At 73.5% G+C, this 19,458-nt stretch carries 17 protein-coding genes; all 17 read left to right on the forward strand.

Annotated features, from left to right (window positions below; all coding sequences use genetic code 11):
* Position 1: 1 nt before the first annotated feature.
* Positions 2 to 1,456: an FAD-dependent monooxygenase gene (locus tag ACFWEP_RS04605; protein WP_387365485.1), complete on the forward strand. Its 1,455-nt coding sequence runs from the start codon at positions 2 to 4 to the stop codon at positions 1,454 to 1,456.
* A 124-nt stretch (positions 1,457 to 1,580) separates the two neighbouring features.
* Positions 1,581 to 2,264, forward strand: coding sequence for an antibiotic biosynthesis monooxygenase family protein (locus ACFWEP_RS04610; RefSeq protein ID WP_387365489.1), 684 nt, complete (start codon positions 1,581 to 1,583; stop codon positions 2,262 to 2,264).
* A gap of 164 nt (positions 2,265 to 2,428) precedes the next feature.
* A complete protein-coding gene (locus ACFWEP_RS04615) occupies positions 2,429 to 3,967 on the forward strand; it encodes an FAD-dependent monooxygenase (protein WP_387365529.1) in 1,539 nt (512 codons plus the stop codon).
* A complete protein-coding gene (gene metK, locus ACFWEP_RS04620) occupies positions 3,967 to 5,184 on the forward strand; it encodes a methionine adenosyltransferase (RefSeq protein WP_387365492.1) in 1,218 nt (405 codons plus the stop codon). Before ACFWEP_RS04615 ends, metK begins: the two co-directional genes overlap by 1 nt.
* A complete protein-coding gene (locus ACFWEP_RS04625) occupies positions 5,181 to 6,080 on the forward strand; it encodes an alpha/beta fold hydrolase (protein ID WP_387365495.1) in 900 nt (299 codons plus the stop codon). Before metK ends, ACFWEP_RS04625 begins: the two co-directional genes overlap by 4 nt.
* Positions 6,081 to 6,223: 143 nt before the next feature.
* Positions 6,224 to 6,769, forward strand: a complete 546-nt coding sequence (locus tag ACFWEP_RS04630) for a nuclear transport factor 2 family protein (RefSeq protein WP_387365498.1) — start codon at positions 6,224 to 6,226, stop codon at positions 6,767 to 6,769.
* 156 nt (positions 6,770 to 6,925) lie between these two features.
* On the forward strand, positions 6,926 to 7,948 hold the full coding sequence (locus ACFWEP_RS04635; RefSeq protein WP_387365501.1) for a methyltransferase: 1,023 nt from the start codon (positions 6,926 to 6,928) through the stop codon (positions 7,946 to 7,948).
* 83 nt (positions 7,949 to 8,031) lie between these two features.
* Positions 8,032 to 8,946: an LLM class flavin-dependent oxidoreductase gene (locus ACFWEP_RS04640; RefSeq protein WP_387365504.1), complete on the forward strand. Its 915-nt coding sequence runs from the start codon at positions 8,032 to 8,034 to the stop codon at positions 8,944 to 8,946.
* A gap of 51 nt (positions 8,947 to 8,997) precedes the next feature.
* A complete protein-coding gene (locus tag ACFWEP_RS04645) occupies positions 8,998 to 9,492 on the forward strand; it encodes a (2Fe-2S)-binding protein (RefSeq protein ID WP_387365507.1) in 495 nt (164 codons plus the stop codon).
* Positions 9,485 to 10,465: an FAD binding domain-containing protein gene (locus ACFWEP_RS04650; protein ID WP_387365510.1), complete on the forward strand. Its 981-nt coding sequence runs from the start codon at positions 9,485 to 9,487 to the stop codon at positions 10,463 to 10,465. Before ACFWEP_RS04645 ends, ACFWEP_RS04650 begins: the two co-directional genes overlap by 8 nt.
* Entirely contained in the window at positions 10,462 to 12,552 is a 2,091-nt protein-coding gene (locus tag ACFWEP_RS04655) for a xanthine dehydrogenase family protein molybdopterin-binding subunit (protein ID WP_387365513.1), read from the forward strand. The genes ACFWEP_RS04650 and ACFWEP_RS04655 overlap by 4 nt, the downstream gene beginning before the upstream one ends.
* Positions 12,553 to 12,693: 141 nt before the next feature.
* A complete protein-coding gene (locus tag ACFWEP_RS04660; RefSeq protein ID WP_387365516.1) occupies positions 12,694 to 14,304 on the forward strand; it encodes an ABC transporter substrate-binding protein in 1,611 nt (536 codons plus the stop codon).
* Positions 14,305 to 14,318: 14 nt separating this feature from the next.
* Positions 14,319 to 15,278 carry an ABC transporter permease gene (locus ACFWEP_RS04665; protein ID WP_328718536.1) on the forward strand — a complete coding sequence of 320 codons (960 nt, stop codon included), beginning with the start codon at positions 14,319 to 14,321 and terminating at the stop codon, positions 15,276 to 15,278.
* A complete protein-coding gene (locus ACFWEP_RS04670) occupies positions 15,275 to 16,198 on the forward strand; it encodes an ABC transporter permease (RefSeq protein ID WP_387365519.1) in 924 nt (307 codons plus the stop codon). Before ACFWEP_RS04665 ends, ACFWEP_RS04670 begins: the two co-directional genes overlap by 4 nt.
* Positions 16,195 to 18,000 (forward strand): dipeptide ABC transporter ATP-binding protein, encoded by a 1,806-nt coding sequence (locus tag ACFWEP_RS04675; RefSeq protein ID WP_387365522.1) that lies wholly within the window; start codon positions 16,195 to 16,197, stop codon positions 17,998 to 18,000. The genes ACFWEP_RS04670 and ACFWEP_RS04675 overlap by 4 nt, the downstream gene beginning before the upstream one ends.
* The gene (locus ACFWEP_RS04680; RefSeq protein WP_387365525.1) at positions 17,991 to 19,043 is read left to right on the forward strand and encodes an LLM class flavin-dependent oxidoreductase; all 1,053 of its coding nucleotides are present in this window, start codon (positions 17,991 to 17,993) and stop codon (positions 19,041 to 19,043) included. The genes ACFWEP_RS04675 and ACFWEP_RS04680 overlap by 10 nt, the downstream gene beginning before the upstream one ends.
* The gene (locus ACFWEP_RS04685) at positions 19,036 to 19,422 is read left to right on the forward strand and encodes a TIGR03618 family F420-dependent PPOX class oxidoreductase (RefSeq protein ID WP_328718532.1); all 387 of its coding nucleotides are present in this window, start codon (positions 19,036 to 19,038) and stop codon (positions 19,420 to 19,422) included. Before ACFWEP_RS04680 ends, ACFWEP_RS04685 begins: the two co-directional genes overlap by 8 nt.
* Positions 19,423 to 19,458 lie beyond the last annotated feature (36 nt).

Below are 19,458 nucleotides of genomic sequence, written 5' to 3' on the forward strand. Positions count from 1 at the left end.
CATGGTCCACGACCGTCCGGACACCCAGGTGGTGGTCGTCGGAGCCGGTCCCGTCGGGCTGCTGCTCGCCGGGGAACTGCGCCTCGGCGGGGCGCGGGTCGTCGTACTGGAACGGCGCACCGGACCTCTCACCGAGTCGCGGGCCACGACGCTGCACGCCCGCACCATGGAGATCCTGGACAGCCGTGGACTGCTGGAGACGATCCCCGCCCCGCCGAACGACCTCCGCGGCCATTTCGCCGGCATCCCGCTCGACCTCGGCCTGCCCGGCAGCCACCCGGGTCAGTGGAAGGTTCCGCAGGCCGCCACCGAGCGGCTGCTGGGCGACTGGGCCGCCGGACTCGGCGCCGACATCAGGCGCGGCCACGAGGTACGGGCCGTCACCCGGAACGCCGGGTACGTGGAGGCCGAGGCGCTCGGACCCCGCGGCCCCGTGCGGATCCGGGCCGACCACCTCGTCGCCTGCGACGGCGAGGACAGCACGGTCAGACGGCTCGTGGGGGCAGAATTCCCCGGCCACGACGCGCGGCGCGAGATGGTGCGCGCCGACGTCGACGGCATCGACGTGCCCGACCGCCGGTTCGAGCGGCTGCCGGACGGCCTGGCCATCGCCGCCCGGCGGCCCGACGGCGTGACCCGGCTGATGGTCCACCCGCACGGCACGCCCGCCCGGACGCGCACCGGCGTACCGGCGTTCGCCGAGGTGTCCGAGGCGTGGAAACGGGTCACCGGCGAGGACGTGAGCACGGGCGTGCCGTTGTGGGTGAACGCCTTCGGCGACGCGTCCCGGCAGCTCGCCCGCTACCGGCACGGGCGGGTGCTGTTCGCTGGGGACGCGGCCCACCGACAGATGCCGATCGGGGGCCAGGCACTCAATCTGGGCCTCCAGGACGCCTTCAACCTCGGCTGGAAACTGGCCGCCGAGGTCACCGGCCGCGCCCACCCCGGCCTGCTCGACACCTACCACGACGAACGCCACGCCGTGGGCGCGCGGACCCTCGCCTCCATCGAGGCACAGGCACTCCTGCTGCTGGGCGGACCCGAGGTCGACGCGGTGCGCACCCTGATCCGTGAACTCGTCGCCCACGCACCCGTCCGCGCGCATCTGGCCGCCGCCGTCGGCGGACTCGATGTCCGCTACCCGGTCGGCGGTCCGCCGCACCCGCTGCTCGGCACCAGGCTGCCGGCCGTGCCGCTGGCCGCCGTAGGAGGCGCCCCCGCCACCAGCACCCAGGCGCTGCGGGCCGGGCGGGGTCTCCTCCTCGGCCGGGGCACGCCCCCCGGCCTCGGGGGCAGGGCCGTCCCCGTCTTCGCGCCGGGAGAAGCCGGTGAGGGAGCCGACGGCGGCTGGACCCTGGTGCGCCCCGACGGCCACGTCGTCCTGGCCGGCGCCCGCGCCGACACGCACCGGAAGGAATTCCACGACGCGCTCACCCGGTGGTTCCCGGCCGGGTGACGCCCCGTATCCCGACCCCGCCGACCCTCTCCACCCAGGTTCACCGGACGACGCCGACCGTCCCACGGCGGCCGGACTCCGCATCCACCGCACACCCGATCACCTTTCTCACGGAGGAAAGACCATGCCCCTCATCACGCCCGACGACCATTACCTGACCCTCTTCAACGTCTTCGAGACGGAGACCCCCGAGCTCCAGGACGAGGTCCTCGAAGCCATGCGGGACATCGTCGACAACGCCGATTACCCCGGCTGGATCTCCTCGACGCTGCACGCCGGTGTGGACTTCCCGGGCACCGCCAACTTCATCCAGTGGCGCAGCGCCGCCGATCTCCAGGTCCGCTACGAAGGCCAGAAGTTCCAGCAGAAGACCGTGCCCCTCTTCCACAAACTCTCCCGCACCGTGCGGCAGTTGAAGACGGAGCTCGCCTTCACCCAGCATCACCCCGCGCTGGAGGATCCCATCGAGTTCTCGCCCGACCGGGACGACCACACCGTGCTCATCGTGCTCGACACCCGACCGGAGGACCAGCGAGAACTCCTCGACACCTTGGCCGTGCCCGACGAGTGGATCAAGACGGTGCCCGGATACCGCTCGCACACCTACTTCCGCGGCCTGGACGGCACCTTCGTCGTCAACTACGCCCAGTGGGAGAGCAAGGAGCACTACGACGCCTTCCACACGTTGCCCGAGGAGCAGCGGCCCGCCGACGTCCGCGCCGGCCGCGACCGCGCCCGCGCCCTCGTCACCGGACGGCAGGCCAACACCTACCGGGTGACCCGCTCGCGCTCCGCGGCGACGGGCTGACGGCCATGGCGACGGAGCACAGGGCCGCGCCGGACTCCCGGCACGTGACCGACGGAACGCCGGACACCGAAAGGCCGGACAGCGGGGCACCGGCCGCCGCAGCGCTTGAGACCGAAGCGCTTGAGACCGAAGCGCTTGAGACCGAAGCACCGGCCGCCGAAGCGCTGGACACCGACGTGATCATTGTCGGCGCCGGCCCCACCGGCCTCACCCTCGCGGGCGAACTCCGCCTCGGCGGCGTACGCGTCGAGGTCCTGGAACGCCTCACCGCCCCCACCGGGCAGTCCCGGGGCCTGGGCTTCACCGCGCGGGCGATGGAGACGTTCGACCAGCGCGGGCTGCTGTCCCGGTTCGAGCCGTGCGGCACCCCCGAGACCAGCCCGGTGGGCCACTTCGGCGGCGTCCGGTTCGACTACACCGTGCTGCCGGGCGCCCACTTCGGCGCCCGCGGCATACCCCAGTCCCGGACCGAGGCCGTCCTGGAGAGCTGGGCCGTCGAACGCGGGGCCCATGTGCACCGCGGATGGGAATTCGCCGAACTGCACCGGGGCGCCGGGCCCGACGACGGTTCGGTGGAGATCACCGCACGCACCCCGGAGGGCGAACGCAGGCTGCGCGCCGCTTACCTGGTGGGCTGCGACGGCGGTCGCAGTCCGGTCCGCGAGGCGGCCGGCATCGCCTTCCCCGGTACCCCCGCCTCCCGGGTGATGTACCTGGCCGACGTCGTCGGCCGGTCGCTGCGCCCCCGGCCGCTGGGCGAACGCCTGGAGCACGGCATGGTGATGGCCGCTCCGCTGACCGACGGGGTGGACCGCATCATCGTCTGCCCGGACGGCAGCCCGCCCCGCGACGACGACGCGCCCGCCGGCTTCGCCGAGGTCGCCGCCGCGTGGCAGCGCCTCACCGGTGAGGACATCGCCGACGCCGACACCGAGTGGGTGAGCTCCTTCACCGACGCCACCCGCCAGGCCGCCGACTACCGCAGCGGGCGCGTGCTGCTCGCGGGCGACGCCGCCCACATCCACCTGCCGGCCGGCGGCCAGGGCATGAGCACCGGCATACTCGACGCGGTCAACCTCGGCTGGAAACTGGCCGCGGTCGCCCGGGGGACGGCCCCCGACCCGCTGCTCGACACGTACCACTTTGAGCGCCATCCGGCCGGTGCCCGGCTGCTGACGAACACCCGCGCCCAGGGCACCGTCTTCCTCGGTGGGCGCGAATCGGATCCGCTGCGCGCCCTGTTCGCCGAACTCATCGCGTACGACGACGTCAAGCGCCATCTCGCCGGAGCGGTGAGCGGCCTCGACGTGCGCTACGACACCGGCGGCGGGCACCCGCTGGCCGGCCGCCGCGTCGCACGACGGGTGCTGGTCGGGCCCGGCGGGGAGACCACCACCACCCGCCTCCTGCACTCCGCCCGCGGAGTCCTGCTCGACCTGGCCGACGACCCGGCGGTGCGCGAGGCCGCCGCCCCCTGGCGCGGCCGGGTGGCGGTCACCACCGCCGCCCCCAAGCCGGCCGACGGGGCGGACGACGAACTCGCTTCCGTGGCAGCCCTGTTGATACGACCCGACGGATATGCCGCCTGGGTCTCCACCACCTCGGGGGCCCACGGGCTCACCGAGGCACTGCTCCGCTGGTTCGGCCCGCCCCCGGCGGGCGTCCCGGCCGGCGCGCCCGCCCCGCAGACGAAGGACGTGTGATGGCAGTACGCCTGTTCACCTCGGAATCGGTGACCGAGGGACACCCGGACAAGATCGCCGACCAGATCAGCGACACCGTCCTCGACGCCCTGCTGCGCGCCGACCCCACCGCCCGGGTCGCCGTGGAGACGCTGATCACCACGGGCCTGGTGCAGGTCGCGGGCGAGGTGACCACCACCGCCTACGTCCCCATCGCCCAACTGGTCCGCGACCGCATCCTCTCCATCGGCTACGACTCCTCGCGCAAGGGCTTCGACGGCGCGTCCTGCGGGGTCTCGGTGTCCATCGGCGCCCAGTCGCCCGACATCGCCCAGGGCGTGGACACCGCCTACGAGAGCAGGGTGGCCGGGCAGGAGGACGACCTCGACCGGCAGGGGGCCGGCGACCAGGGCCTGATGTTCGGCTACGCCTGCGACGAGACGCCCGAACTGATGCCGCTGCCGATCCAGCTGGCCCACCGGCTGGCCCGCAGGCTCGCCGAGGTCCGCAAGGACGGGACCGTGCCCTACCTGCGGCCCGACGGCAAGACCCAGGTCACCATCGAGTACGACGGCGACCGCCCGGTGCGCCTCGACACGGTCGTCGTCTCCTCGCAGCACGCGGGCGACGTGGACCTGGACGGCCTGCTGATCCCCGACATCCGCCGCCACGTCGTCGGGCACGTGCTCGCGGAGCTGCTGGACGCCGGTCTCAAACTGGACACCGAGAACCACCGCCTGCTGGTCAATCCCACCGGCCGGTTCGAGATCGGCGGCCCGATGGGGGACGCCGGACTGACCGGCCGCAAGATCATCATCGACACGTACGGCGGCTACTCCCGGCACGGCGGCGGCGCGTTCTCCGGCAAGGACCCTTCCAAGGTGGACCGTTCGGCCGCCTACGCGACCCGCTGGGTGGCCAAGAACGTGGTGGCCGCCGGGCTCGCCACCCGCTGCGAGATCCAGGTGGCCTACGCCATAGGGAAGGCGGCCCCGGTCGGTCTCTTCGTCGAGACCTTCGGTACCGCCACGGTGGACCCGGCCGCCATCGAGCGGGCGATCGGCGAGGTCTTCGACCTGCGCCCCGCGGCGATCATCCGGGACCTCGACCTGCTGAGGCCGATCTACGCGCTGACCGCCGCGTACGGCCACTTCGGGCGCGAGTTGCCGGAGTTCACCTGGGAGCGGACCGACCGGGCGGCGGCGCTGCGCACGGCGGCCGGAGCGGATCCCGCGTGACCGCCGTGACCCCGTCCGCCGTCGCCCCGCCGCTCTCCGCCGGGGTGCGCCGCGTCGTCCTCGACGGCGCGGGCGTCCAGCTCTCCGCGCTGCTCGCCGAACCCGCCGCGGGCCGTGCCCCCCGTGCGGTCGTGGTCGCGGTGCACGGCGGCGGGGTCACCTCCGGGTACTTCGACGGGCAGGCCCATCCGTCGCTCTCGCTGCTGACCCTCGGCGCGAGCCTCGGATACACGGTGCTTGCGGTCGACCGCCCCGGCTACGGGGACTCCGCCGCCCGCCTGCCCGCCGGGCTGCCGCTCGCCGAGCAGGCGGTGGTGGTGCGCGCCGCGCTGGCGGGATTCGCGGAGCGGCGCCCCGGCGACGCCGGACGTCTGCTGCTGCTCGCGCACTCCTTCGGCGGCAAGCTGGCCCTGCGGCTGGCCGCCGACGAAGGGCTGCCCGGTCTGCGCGGCATCGACATCTCGGGCTGCGGCCACCGCAGTACGGTCCGTGCCGACGAGCCGCTGCCCCGCGCCGGAGTCCGCCGGGCGGTGCGGCACTGGGGTCCCGCCCGTCTCTACCCGGCCGGCGCCTTCCGGCCCGGCCGGGTGCCCGCCGCCCCGGTTCCGGCTGCGGAGGCCACTGAACTCGCCTCCTGGGAAGCCGACTTCGAAGAGATCGCGCCCCGCGTCCGGGTGCCGCTGCGGTTCACCTTCGCCGCGCACGAACCCTGGTGGCGGCACGGTGACGACGACCTCGCCGACCTCGCCGCACGGTTCGTGCACGCGCCCCGGGTGCACACCGAACGGCTCCCGGAAACCGGCCACAACATCAGCCTGGGGCTGACCGCGCGCGCCTACCACCGGGGAGCGCTGGACTTCCTGGGCGGGTGCCTCGCCGGCCCGGAGACACCCTGAGAACCGCCCGCCACCCCGCCCCGACTGCCCGCCCCACACCCACTGACCCCGCCACCCCGCACCGACCGCCCCGCCCCACACCCACTGACCCCACCACCCCGCCCCCGCACCACCCGCATCCCAGAAGGAGAGGCCGAGTCGACATGACCGCCACCAGCACCGCACCGCAGAACCGGACCGAGCCCCGCGCGGAGAAGGACGACGCGGAGCCCGACACCACCGCGGAGACCGTGAGCGCCCTGCGCGCCGAGGTCCGCCGGCTCACCGACCGGGCCGACCTCGTGGACCTCCTCGACCGCTACGTCAACCACCTCGACCGCGACCGCCACCGCGACGACTGGTTCGCCGACGTCTTCACCGAGGACGCCGAACTCACATTCCCCATGGGGACGTACGAGGGCTTCGCCGGGCTCGCCGCGTTCCAGAAAATGGCCCGCACCACCTTCGAGCGCACGCACCACCACGCCTCCGCGCACGCCGTCGCCGTGGAGGGCGACCGCGCCACCGTGCGGGCCCACCTGACCGCCGTACACGTCCGCACCGCCGGCGAACCGGCCACCCACTTCGACATCGGCGGCCACTACGAGGCGACCGCCGTGCGCACCCCCGAAGGGTGGCGCGTCAACCGGTTCTCCTTCGACCTGGTGTGGAGCACCGGCCAGGGGCCGCAGGGCGCTCCGGGCCACTGACCTGCGCATCTGCGGGGATCTGACGTACTGCACAAAGACCTGACACAACGTGCCTTGAATCTGCCGGTCACTCGGAACAGGCTTCATCCGGGCCTGTCGGTGCGCCCCGATCCGAAGTCCCCGGCCACCACCCCTCATCAAGGAGGAAGCTCCGCCATGCCCACAGCCAGCAACGAACCGCCCCTGCCCGCACAGGTGCTGCAGATCCTCACGGCCGGCTGGCTCGCCCAGGCGGTGAGCGCCGCCGCCGAACTCGGCGTCGCCGACGCGCTCGCCGACGGGCCCCGGCCCCTGGCCGAGATCGCCGCCGCCACCGACACGCACGCCCCCAGCCTCTACCGGCTGCTGCGGGCCTGCGCCGACATCGGGCTGTTCGCCGAGAACGACGACCAGGTCTTCGAACTGACACCCCTGGGCGACGCCCTGCGCGTCGACAGCCCCGTCAGTCTGCGGAACTTCGCGATCTGGACCGGCCTGCCCGCGGAACGTCACGCCTGGGCCGGACTCGCCGACGCCGTGCGCACCGGGCAGACCGCCTTCGCCCAGGTGCTCGGCAAGCCGGTCTGGGACTACATGCACGAACACCCCGAGGTGCTCGGCGTGTTCGACCGGGCCATGACGGAGGCGTCCCGGCAGATCATCGCGCCCGTCGTCGACGCCTACGACTTCTCGCCCTTCGGCACCGTGGTGGACGCGGGCGGCGGGCGCGGCGCCCTGCTGGCCGCCGTCCTCGCCTCGTCGCCGCACACCCGCGGCATCCTCTACGACCGCCCCGAGGTCATCGCCGGCGCCGGAGCGCCGCTGGACGACGCCGGAGTGCGGGACCGTGCGGAACTCGTGGCCGGAGACTTCTTCGCCTCGGTGCCGGGCGGCGCCGACGCGGTCGTCCTGTCCAACATCATCCACGACTGGGACGACGAGCAGTCCCGCCGCATCCTCGTCAACGCCCGCGACGCCCTCGCCGACCAAGGCCGCGTCCTGCTGGTGGAAGCGGTGCTGCCGGACCGGCCGCGCCCCTCGCCCACGGTCTCCCTGATGGACCTCGACATGCTCGTGGTGGCCGGCGGACAGCAGCGTACCGCCGACGAGTTCGCCGCCCTGCTCGCTTCCGCCGGCCTCCGGCTCACCCGCGTCGTCCCCGGCGGCCACTGCAGCATCGTCGAGGCCGTGCGCGCCTGACGGCCGCCCGGCCCCGCCCCACCCATCGAGCAACGCTCCGTGCGTCCGCACGGCCCGCACCAGGAAGAAGGTGGCCACCAGCCATGCCAGAACGGCTCGCACGCACACTGTGGTTCGGCGTAGGACCGGGGATCGGAGTCGCCGACGCCTCGGAGATCGTGCGCACCGTCGAGTACGCGGACAGGGCGGGGCTCGACTTCTTCACCGTCTCCGACCACCCGTACTTCGGCGACCGGCTGGAGGCCTACTCCTCCCTCGCGCTGCTCCTCGGCCGCACCCGGAACATCACGGGGGTCGCCACCGTCACCAACACGCCGACCCGGCCGGTACCGCTGCTCGCCCGTACGCTGGCGACCCTCTCCGTGCTCTCCGGCGGCCGGGTCGTCTACGGCGTCGGCGCCGGCGGGTACTGGGACGACATCGTGCGCTTCGGGGTGGACCGGCTCGGCTCCGCCGCCGCCGTACGCGCCATGGAGGAGGCCATCGGCCTCGTCCGGGCGCTGCACGGCGGCGGCGCGCCGGTCACCCTGGACGGCGAGTTCACCCGGGTCGACGCACTGGACCCGGCGGCGGTCCCCGCACCTCTGGTGTGGACGGGGTCGGTCGGCCCGAAGTCCCTGGCCGTGACCGGCCGGACTGCGGACGGCTGGATACCGGGAAACGCGGCCGACTGGCGCAGCGAGCGCTACCGCACCTCTCGCCCGCTGGTCGACGAGGCCGCCCGCGAGGCCGGCCGCGACCCCGCCGACATCGTGACCGTGTTCAACCTGCCCGGCCGTGTCACCGACGCCCCGCTGCCGTCGACCCGGGACGCCACGGGGCGCTGGCTCGGCGGCTCCACCGGTCAGTGGACCGAGGAACTCACCGAGGCGGTGCTCGAACACGGCGCCTCCGGATTCGTGTACTTCGCCTCGGGCGACCCCTCGGGCCGCACGGGCATCGAGCGCTGGGCCGAGGAGATCGTCCCGGCCGTCCGTGAGGCGGTCGCCAAGGGCTGACGACAGGACGAGTGGGCCGGCGGCGACGGAGCAGGAGAGGAAGAGGCGGACATGCCCGAGGCGAAAGTGACCCTGACGGTCAACGGTGTCCAGCACACCATCGACATAGAGGCCCGGCTCACCCTGGCCGGCGCCCTCCGCGACGAACTGGGTCTGACCGGAACCAAGATCGGCTGCGACCGGGGCGAGTGCGGTGCCTGCACCGTGCTCGCCGACGGACGCCGGATCAACGCGTGCACCGCCCTCGCGGTGATGCAGGACGGGCGCGAACTCACCACCGTGGAAGGGCTGGCGGCCGAGGACGGCACCCTGCACCCGGTGCAGGAGGCGTTCGTCCGGCACGACGCCTTCCAGTGCGGCTACTGCACCCCCGGCCAGCTGATGTCCGCCGTCGCCTGCATCGCGGAGGGCCACACCGGCGACGACGACGAGATCCGGGAGTGGATGAGCGGCAACCTCTGCCGCTGCGCCGCCTACCCGCAGATCGTCGCCGCCGTACGCGACGCGGCGCGCCGCACCGGCGAAACGGCGGCCCGCGATGCGTGACTTCGGGTACGCCAGGGCGGCCGACGCCGATGCCGCCGTGACCCTGCTCGCCGACCGCCCGGACGCCCGGCTGATCGCCGGCGGCACCGACCTGCTGGGTCTGCTCAAGGAGGACATCGAACACCCCGGCCTGCTCGTCGACATCTCACGGACCGCCCTGACCGGCGTCTCGGCCGGCCCCGACGGGCTGGTCCTCGGCGCACTCACCCGGCTCTCCGACGCCGCGGCGCACCCCCTCGTACGGGCCGCCTTCCCCGCGCTGGCGACGGCGTTGGAGAAGTCCGCCTCGCCCCAGTTGCGCAACCTCGCCACGCTCGGCGGGAACGTGCTCCAGCGCACCCGGTGCCCGTACTTCCGTGCCGAGACCGACCTGCCCTGCAACAAGCGGACCCCCGGCTCCGGCTGCGCCGCCCTCACCGGGCACCAGCGGGCCGCCGGTCTCTTCGGGACGAGCGACGCCTGCGTCGCCACCCACCCTTCGGACCTCGCGGTCGCCCTGGCCGCGCTGGACGCGACCGTCCTGGTCCGGGGTGCCCGGGGGGAACGCGTACTCGGCATCGAGGCGCTGTACGCCCCCACGGACAGCCCTCCGCACGTCGAACACCGCCTGGAGCACGCGGAGATGATCACCGCGATCCGGGTTCCCGCCACACCGCTCGCCGCCCTCTCGCGCTACCTCAAGGTCCGCGAGCGGGCGTCGTACGAGTTCGCCCTCGTCTCCGCGGCGGTCGCCGTCACCGTCGAGGGGGGCACGGTGAGCGACGTCCGGATCGCGCTCGGCGGAGTGGCCCCCCGGCCCTGGCGGCTGCGCGGAGCCGAACAGGCCCTCAGAGGTGGGCCGTTGACCCCCGAGTCGGTCTCCGACGCCCTCGCGTCCGAACTGGACGGCGCCCGCACCCTGCCCGGAAACGCCTTCAAGGTCCCGCTGGTCCGCAGGACCGTGGTCCGCGCCCTGACGGGAGAGAGCCCATGACCGCGCCCACCGCCGACCGGTACACCCGCACCGACGCCCGGGAGAAGCTCACCGGCGCCGCCCGTTTCGCCACCGACCGGCCGGCCTCCACCCACGCCGTCCTCGTCAACTCCACCGTGGCACGCGGCCGGATCACCCGCATCACCCTGGACCGGGACTTCCCCGGCGTGCGCCTGCTCACCCACGAGAACGCCCCCCGCCTCGGCCCGCTCGACGAGGGCGGCCAGATCGCCGAGGGCAAGGTCGCCGTCTACGTCCAGCGGCTGCTGCCGCTGCAGGACGACCGGGTGCACTACGAGGGCCAGCCCGTCGCGGTGGTCCTCGCCGACCGTCTCGACCTCGCCCGGGAGGCGGCGGCCGCCGTCCGGATCGACTACGCCACCGAACCGTCCGTCGTCCCGGCGGACGCGGACCCGGCCGATGCCCGGCCCGCCCGCGACTGGCTGGTGCCCTCCTCCTCGGACACCGGCGACATCGACACCGCCGTCGCCGCCGCCGACCTCGTGCTCTCCCGCGACTTCACCACCGCCGCACGCCACCACAGCCCCATCGAACCCGCCGCGACGGTCGCCTCCTGGGACGGCTCCGCCCTCACCCTGCACGACGCCACCCAGTCGCTGTTCGCCGTCCGCGCCACCGTCGCCGCCGTGCTCGGACTCCCCGAGGACGCCGTACGGGTCGTCGCCGAACACGTCGGCGGCGGCTTCGGCGCCAAGGGCTACGTCTGGCCGCACGTCCTGATCGCCGCCGTCGCCGCCCGCCTGGTCGGCGGAACCGTCTCGCTGGCCCTCACCCGCGCCCAGAGCTTCACCGCGCACGGCTACCAGCCCGGGACCCGCCAGCACGTGCTGCTCGCCGCGCGCGCGGACGGCACCCTGACCGCCGTACGCCACCACTCGGTCAACACCACCGCCCGCTACGCCGAATACCCCGAGTTCTCCACCGTCGGCACCCGTACCCTGTACGCCGCCGACGCCATCGAGACGCGGACCTCGGTGCTGCCCGCCGACCTGAACCTGCCCACCCCGATGCGCGCCCCGCACGAGGGCACCGGCATGTTCGCCCTGGAATCGGCCATGGACGAACTCGCCTACGCCCTCGACATCGACCCGCTGGAACTGCGGCTGCGCAACTACGCGGAGGAGGACCCCACCGAGAAGCGCCCCTTCTCCTCCAAGGAACTGCGCGCCTGCTACGAGGAGGGCGCCCGGCGCTTCGGCTGGCAGAGCCGCCCGATGCGGCCGCGCAGCCTCCGCGACGGCGACGAGCTGGTGGGGCAGGGCATGGCCAGCGTGATCCTCCACTCGGTCCGGCTGCCCGCGACCGCCCGCATCTCGATGGACCCCGACGGGCACGTCACCCTGTCGGCGGGCACCCAGGAGATCGGCGGCGGCACCCGGACGATCATGCCGCAGATCGCCGCCGAGACACTCGGCATCGACCGCGACCTGGTCACCTTCAAGATGGGCGACACCGCCCTGCCGGCCAATCTCTACTCGGTCGGATCCTCCACCGCCAACAGCCTCGGCTCCGCCGTCCGGGCCGCCGCACTGGCCCTGCTGGAGCGGCTCGGCGGCGACGCCCGGCCCCCCGCCGAGACCGTCACCGTCACCGAGACCTGGCTGCCGCGCCCTTCCGACCACTCCGTGCACAGCTTCGGCGCCGTCTTCGTCGAGGTCGGTGTCGACGCCGACCTGGGCACCACCCGGGTCCGGCGGCTGACCGGCGTCTACAGCGCCGGCCGGGTCATCAACCCGCTCACGGCGCACAGCCAGCTCACGGGTGGCGCGGTGTGGGGCATCGGGCAGGCCCTTCTGGAGGAGTCCGCCGTCGACCCGGTCCTCGGCCGGTTCGTCCACAAGAACTTCGCCGGTTACCTCCTCCCCGTGAACGCCGACGTCCCCGATCTCGACGTGTCCTTCGTCGACGAGTACGACCCGCACGCCGGGGCGCTCGGCGGACGCGGCATCGGCGAACTCGCCCCCATCGGGGTGGGCGCCGCCGTGGCGAACGCCGTCCACCACGCCACCGGACTGCGCCTGCGCGACCTGCCGCTGCGCACCGTCGAAGCCCTCACCGCCGACTGAAGCGCCGCGCCCCGGGCCGCCCCCTCTCACCCGAACCCTCGCCTCACCCGAACCCCCCTCGCCTCACCCGACCCCCTCGCCTCACCCGAACCCCCCGCACGTCCGCACCACCCGCACCCCGCACCTCAGAGAGGCACCCCGATGTCCCCAAGAACCACCGGGCCGGACCACCGCCCACGGCTCCGCCTCGCCCTCGCGCTGCTGGCCGTCACCCTCCCCGTCGCCGCCTGCTCCGGCGGCGGTACGGAGAACGCCGGGGCGAGCGGTGGCACGCCCCGCGACGGCGGCACCCTGCTCATCGGCTCCGAGGCGGACCCCTCCTGCCTGGACCCGCAGCAGACCGGCCAGATAGCGGCCCTGGACATCTCGCGCTCCGTCGTCGACACCCTCACCGACCAGGACCCGAAGACCGGTCGCATCGTCCCCTGGCTCGCCACGTCCTTCGAGACCAGCGCCGACGGCCGCGCCTTCACCTTCGTACTGCGCGAGGGCGCCACCTTCAGCGACGGCAAACCCGTCGACGCCGCCGCGGTCAAGGCCACGTTCGACAACCTGGTGAAGCTTCCCGCCAACGGGGCGCCCAGCTATCTGCGCGGCTACGAGGGAACCACCGTGGACGGGGCCCAGCGGCTGACGGTGAAATTCGACGCGCCCAACGCCCAGTTCCTGCAGGCGACCTCGACCACCGGGCTCGGCATCCTGTCGCCGGCCACCTTCTCCGCCTCCGCCGCCGAACGCTGCCGCGGCTCGTTCATCGGCTCCGGCCCGTACGTCCTCGACCACTACACCGCCAATCAGGAAGCCGTGCTGAAGAAGCGCGCGGACTACGCCTGGCCCTCGTCCCTGGCCACCACGAAGGGCGCGGCCCACCTCGACAGCGTGACGTTCTCGTTCATCCCCGAGGGCGGGGCCCGCTCCGGCGCCCTCGGCTCCGGGCAGGTCCAGATCGCCAAGGCATTGCAGCCCACCGACGAGGTCCGCTTCAAGGGCAACGGCTTCCGGATCCTCTCCTCGCCCGCCCCCGGCGTCGTGCCCCCGCTCTCCCTCAACCACAAGGGAATCCTGGCCGACCAGAAGGTGCGCCGGGCGCTGCTCATCGGCGTCGACCGGCAGGAACTGGTACAGACCGTCTTCAGCTCCGCGTACAAGCCCGCCACCAGTGTGCTGTCCTCGGCCACCCCGTTCTACAAGAGCGCGGGTGACAAGCTCCGGTACGACCCCGAAGGAGCCGGAGCCCTGCTCGACGAAGCCGGCTGGAAGAAGGGCGCCGGCGGCATCCGGGCCAAGAACGGCAAGCCCCTCAGCCTCACCTGGCTGATCCCGGCGCCCATGCCGCCCGCCGACGAGGCGGTCCAGGCCCAGCTGCGCAAGATCGGCGTCGACGTGAAGCTCAAGGCGGTCCCGCCGGCCGCGTACGTCGAGCAGCAGGGCAAGGGCCAGTTCGACCTCACGGCCGTCGGCGTCAGCCGGGCCGACCCGGACGTGCTGCGCAACCTCTTCTACAGCAAGGGCTCCAACCTCTGGCACCTGCCGCCGAGCGATCTCGACGGCTTCCTGGAGAAGCAGGCCGCGGCCCCCGACGAGAAGAGCCGGCAGGAAGCCGTGACCTCCGCCGTCGACTGGCTCCTCGACCACGCCGACACGGTTCCCCTGTACGAGGGCGCCCAGGTCCACGGCGTGTCCGACAAGGTCGGCGGCCTCGAACTCGACGCCTCCAACCGGCTCGACCTGCACGACGCCTGGCTCGGCTGAGGGGAGGAGAACCCGTGACCACGGCCCTGTACGCGGCCACCCGGGCATCACGCGCGCTGTTCGTCGTCTGGGCCGCGTTCACCCTCACCTTCGTCGCGCTGCGGCTGCTGCCCGGCGACCCCGTCGCGCTGATGCTCAGCGGACGCGGCGGCTTCGAGGAACTGACGCCCCAGCAGATCGCCGAGGCCCGGGCGGAGCTCGGCTTCGACCGCCCGCTGCTCACCCAGTACGGCTCCGCGCTCGTCGACGCGCTGCACGGGGACTTCGGCGCCTCGCTCCAGACCGGTCAGCCGGTCTCCAGGATGATCGCCGACGCGATGCCGCCGACCCTCCGGGTGGGGCTCATCGCGCTCGGTCTCGCGCTGGTCCTCGGCACCCTGCTCGGGGTGTCCGCGAACCTCACCCGGAGTTCACCGCTGCGGCAGTTCCTGCGCTCCGTGCCGTCGCTCGCCGCCTCCCTGCCGTCCTTCTGGGTGGGACTGCTCCTCATCCAACTGCTGTCCTTCCAATGGCACGTGTTCCCCTCCCTCGGGGACACCGGTGCCGAGAGCCTGGTCTTGCCGGCCTGCACCCTGGCGATCCCGGGGGCCGCGCTGGTGGCCCAGGTCCTGGGCAAGAGCCTGCACACCACCCTGCAGGAACCGTACGCCGACACGGTCCGCTCCACCGGAGCGGGCCGGGTCCGGCTGCTGTTCGGCCACGGGCTGCGCAACGCGGCCATCCCCGCCGTCACCGTCGTCGGACTCCTGGTCGGCTATCTGATCGGCGGCGCGGTGATCGTGGAGACCGTCTTCTCCCGGCCAGGCATGGGCCGCATCACCCAGTCGGCCGTCGCCACCCAGGACCTGCCGGTGGTGCAGGGCGTGGTGGTCGTCGCCGCCGTGGCGTTCGCCGTGGTGAACCTGCTGATCGACCTGGTCTACCCGGTGCTCGATCCGCGGATCCGCTCGACCGGACGGCTGGTGGCGGCATGACGCGTACCGCCCCGGCCGCTGCCCCGCCCCTGTCCGGCCCGCCGGAGCCGGCGGACCGCGAGGACGACGCGAAGCCCGCGTCGGGCCGGCCCGGCCGGCTGCGGCGAGCCCTGTCGCTGCCCCTGAGGTCGCCCGGCGTCACCCTGTCCGTACTGGTCCTGCTGCTGGTGCTCGGCTGGGCCGTCGTGCCCGAGTGGTTCACCGGCCGCAACCCGCTGATCGGCGTGCCGGCCGAGCAGTTCCGGGCCCCCAGCGCGGAACACCCCTTCGGGACCGACCAGTTGGGGCGCGATGTGTACGCACGCGTGGTGCATGGTGCCTCCCTCTCGCTGCGCGCCACGGTCGCCGCCCTCGCGATCGCCCTGGCCGGCGGAGTCGTGCTCGGGTTGATCGCCGGCTTCTTCGGCCGCTGGGCCGACTCCGTCATCATGCGGCTCGTCGAAGTCATGCTGTCGGTGCCGCCGGTGCTGCTCTCGCTCACCGTCATCACCGCCCTCGGTTTCGGCACCGCCCAGGTCGCCTTCGCCATCGGCGTCACCAGCGTCGCGGCCTTCACCCGGCTCATGCGCGCCGAGGTGCTGCGGGTGCGGACCGCCCCGTACGTCGAAGCGGCGATCCTCTGCGGCGCGCGCTGGTGGCGGATACTGCCGCGCTACGTCCTGCCCGCCGCCATCGGCCCCGTACTCGCCCTGGCCGCACTCGACTTCGGTCTCGTCGTCCTCGCCATCGCCGGACTCAGCTTCCTCGGCTACGGGGAGCCCCCGCCCGCCCCCGAATGGGGCTCGCTGGTCGCCGACGGACGCAACTACCTCGCCACCGCCTGGTGGCTCACCACCCTGCCCAGCCTCATCGTGACCGCCGTCGTGCTCGCCGCCAACCGGCTCTCGCGGGTCCTGGAAGCGGAAAGAGGACGCCGATGAACGCCCCGCGCACCCCGACGGACAGCCCGCACCGGGAGAGCCCGCCCGACCCGGCGGCCGCCAAGACCGCCGATCCCCCCTTGCTCGTCGTCGAGGGACTGCGGGTCGCCTACGGCACCGGCGCGGGCCGCCGGGTCGCCGTCGAAGGACTCCACCTCACCGCGGCGGCCGGACAGATCACCGCCGTGGTGGGCGAGTCCGGGTCCGGCAAGAGCAGTACCGCCCACGCCCTCGTCGGACTGCTGCCGGCCGGCGGAACCGTCGAGGCCGGATCGATCCGGCTCCGCGGCGAGGAACTCACCGGACTCGGCGAACGCGCCTGGCGGGACGTCCGGGGCCGACACGTCGGCCTCGTCCCGCAGGACCCCGGTGTCTCCCTCGACCCCGTCAAACCCGTCGGCCGCCAGGTCGCCGAAGTGCTGCTGGTGCACGGACTGGCGACCCGCCGGGAAGCGGGAGGCCGCGCCGTCGACCTGCTCGCCGGGGCCGGGCTGCCCGACCCCGCGCTGCGCGCCCGCCAGTACCCGCACGAACTCTCCGGCGGCATGCGCCAGCGCGTCCTGATCGCCATGGCCACCGCCGCCCGCCCCCGCCTCCTGGTGGCCGACGAACCCACCTCCGCGCTGGACGTCACGGTGCAGCGGCAGATCCTCGACCACCTGCAGGAAGTCGTCACCACCACCGGCACCGCGATGCTCCTGGTCACCCACGACCTGGCGGTGGTCGCGGACCGCGCCCAGCACGTCGTGGTGATGTCACGGGCCCGTGTGGTCGAAGCGGGCCCCACCGAACAGGTGCTCACCGACCCCCGCGACCCGTACACCCGCCGGCTGCTGGCCGACGTCCCCACGGTGGCCGCGCGCCCCGGGCGGCCCCGGCCGCCGGCCCCCGGGGCACGGGAACCCCGCACCGGCGAAGGCCCCGGGCCCGCGGCGGGTTCCGGCCCGGGCCGGAACTCCGTACGGGCCCAGGATCCGCCGCCCGGACCGCTGCTCCGGGTCACCGGGCTGACCCGGTCCTTCCCCGTCCGCGGTACCGGCCTCGCCCGTCGCCGCACGCGGACCGCCGTGGACGGGGTCAGCCTCGACCTCGCCCGCGGCGAGACCCTGGGACTCGTCGGGGAGTCCGGTTCCGGCAAGTCCACCACCGCCCGCATGATCCTCGGCCTGGAGAGCGCCGACAGCGGCAGCGTGCTGCTCGACGGCCGCGAGGTCACCGGACTGAGGGGCTCCGCCCGGCGCGCGGTCCACCGCCGGATGCAGCTCGTCTACCAGAACCCGTACGCCTCGCTGAATCCGCGCTTCACCGTGGGCGAGATCCTCACCGAACCACTGCGCAACCACGGCGTCGGGGACCGGGCCGAGCGGGCGGCGACCGTACGCCGGCTGCTGGACGACGTGGCCCTGGCGCCGGGGACCGAGGACCGCAAGGCGGCCGAGCTCTCCGGCGGGCAGCGGCAGCGTGTCGCCATCGCCCGCGCACTGGCGCTCGGTCCCGAACTCCTGGTCTGCGACGAGCCCGTCTCCGCGCTCGACGTCACCGTCCAGGCCCGCATCCTCGAACTCCTCACCGGCCTCCAGGAGCGGCACGGCCTCAGCTACCTCTTCATCTCCCACGACCTCGCGGTGGTCGCGCAGGTCAGCGACCGGATCGCCGTCATGCGGCACGGCCGGATCGTGGAGAGCGGCCCCGCCGAGCAGGTCCTGCGGGACCCCACCCACCCCTACACCGAAGAACTGCTGGCCGCCGTCCCCGGCGACCGGCGCACCCACGGCACGACGGAGGACCTCACATGGAGCTAGGGCTCATCACGTTCGGCAGCCTTCTCCCCGACCCGCTCACCGGCGAGACGCTCACCCGGCGGCAGCGACTGCGCGACGTGGTCCGGGCCGCCGCGGAGGCGGAGCAGGCAGGCTTCGCCTGGTACACCATCGGCGAACACCACTTCGGGGAACGCGACGTGATCCCTTCCCCCGCACCGGTCCTGGCGGCCATCGCCGAACACACCTCGACCATCCGGCTCGCCACCGGCACCACTCTGGTCGCCAACCGCGACCCGGTCCTCGTCGCCGAGGACTACGCCCTGGTCGACCTGCTCTCCGACGGCCGCCTCGAACTGATGGCGGGGGCCTCCTTCTTCCCCGACCCGTACACCGTCTTCGGCCAGGACCCCGCCACCAAGGCCGCGCGCAAACGAGAGAACACCGAACTGCTGCTGCGCCTGTGGTCCGAGGAGAACGTCACCTGGCAGGGGGAGTTCCGCCCCCCTCTGACGGGCGTGACCGTGCAGCCCAGGCCCGTGCAGGAGCGCGCCCCGCTGTGGATCAGCGGTGGCATCGGCCTCGACTCGGTCCACCTCGCCGTCGACCACCAGCTCCCCCTGGTGGTCGGTACCACCGCCCGCGAACCCGGCCTGTTCGTCCCGGTCTTCGACGCCTACCGGAACCTGTGGCGCGAGCGCGGGCACGCCGGTCCGCCCGGCCGGCTCGGCGCCGCCAGCCATGTGTTCGTCGCCGAGTCCTCCCAGCGCGCCCGGACCGTCTGGGAGCAGTACATGAACAACTACCTCACCGTGAGGAAGCCCGGCACCACCCACCACACCACCCCGCCCGACTTCGACACCTACATCGGCGACCAGGGACCGGCGATCTGCGGCAGCCCCGCCGAAGTCGTCGACAAGCTCGGCAGGCTGCACGAGGCGTGGGGCCACGATCTGCACCTGCTCGCCATCGACGTGGGCGGCATCCCGTACGCCGAGGTCCGGGCCGCCACCGAACTGACGGCGTCCCAGGTGCTGCCGCAGGTCGCCGGCCTCGGCACCGGGACGGTGACCGCCGGTGCTTGACGCCGACGTCCGCGAGCTGGCCGCCGCCCGCACCCTCGGGGCGTTCACCACCCTGATGCCCGACGGCACCCCGCAGACCAGCCTCGTCTGGCCGCACGCCGACGACGAGCACGTTCTCGTCGGCACCAACGACTCCCGGCAGAAGTACCGCAACGTGGTGGCCGATCCGCGCGTGAACATCCTGCTGATGGACTCGGTCAACAGCCGCCGCTACATCGAGATCCGCGGCCGGGTCGTGGCCGTCGAGCCCGGCGAGGCCGCCCTCGCCCTGGCCCGCACCACCTTCACCAAGTGGACCGGCAGCGACCGGCTCAGGGTCGCCGAGGGGGAGCGGGTCCTGCTGCGGATCCTCCCCGACCGCGTCCACCGCAAGGAATGACCGACCGGGGGCCGGTCCCGGGCAGCGCCGCCCGGG

This window comes from Streptomyces sp. NPDC060198 (assembly GCF_042728415.1).
Lineage (GTDB): Bacteria > Actinomycetota > Actinomycetes > Streptomycetales > Streptomycetaceae > Streptomyces.

What these genes read in the sequence shown, in the direction of transcription:
- ACFWEP_RS04605 (WP_387365485.1), top strand. Translation starts at nt 2, where the DNA reads ATGGTCCACGACCGTCCGGACACCCAGGTGGTGGTCGTCGGAGCCGGT.
- ACFWEP_RS04610 (WP_387365489.1), top strand. Translation starts at nt 1,581, where the DNA reads ATGCCCCTCATCACGCCCGACGACCATTACCTGACCCTCTTCAACGTC.
- metK (WP_387365492.1), top strand. Translation starts at nt 3,967, where the DNA reads ATGGCAGTACGCCTGTTCACCTCGGAATCGGTGACCGAGGGACACCCG.
- ACFWEP_RS04630 (WP_387365498.1), top strand. Translation starts at nt 6,224, where the DNA reads ATGACCGCCACCAGCACCGCACCGCAGAACCGGACCGAGCCCCGCGCG.
- ACFWEP_RS04635 (WP_387365501.1), top strand. Translation starts at nt 6,926, where the DNA reads ATGCCCACAGCCAGCAACGAACCGCCCCTGCCCGCACAGGTGCTGCAG.
- ACFWEP_RS04640 (WP_387365504.1), top strand. Translation starts at nt 8,032, where the DNA reads ATGCCAGAACGGCTCGCACGCACACTGTGGTTCGGCGTAGGACCGGGG.
- ACFWEP_RS04645 (WP_387365507.1), top strand. Translation starts at nt 8,998, where the DNA reads ATGCCCGAGGCGAAAGTGACCCTGACGGTCAACGGTGTCCAGCACACC.
- ACFWEP_RS04650 (WP_387365510.1), top strand. Translation starts at nt 9,485, where the DNA reads ATGCGTGACTTCGGGTACGCCAGGGCGGCCGACGCCGATGCCGCCGTG.
- ACFWEP_RS04655 (WP_387365513.1), top strand. Translation starts at nt 10,462, where the DNA reads ATGACCGCGCCCACCGCCGACCGGTACACCCGCACCGACGCCCGGGAG.
- ACFWEP_RS04660 (WP_387365516.1), top strand. Translation starts at nt 12,694, where the DNA reads ATGTCCCCAAGAACCACCGGGCCGGACCACCGCCCACGGCTCCGCCTC.
- ACFWEP_RS04670 (WP_387365519.1), top strand. Translation starts at nt 15,275, where the DNA reads ATGACGCGTACCGCCCCGGCCGCTGCCCCGCCCCTGTCCGGCCCGCCG.
- ACFWEP_RS04675 (WP_387365522.1), top strand. Translation starts at nt 16,195, where the DNA reads ATGAACGCCCCGCGCACCCCGACGGACAGCCCGCACCGGGAGAGCCCG.
- ACFWEP_RS04680 (WP_387365525.1), top strand. Translation starts at nt 17,991, where the DNA reads ATGGAGCTAGGGCTCATCACGTTCGGCAGCCTTCTCCCCGACCCGCTC.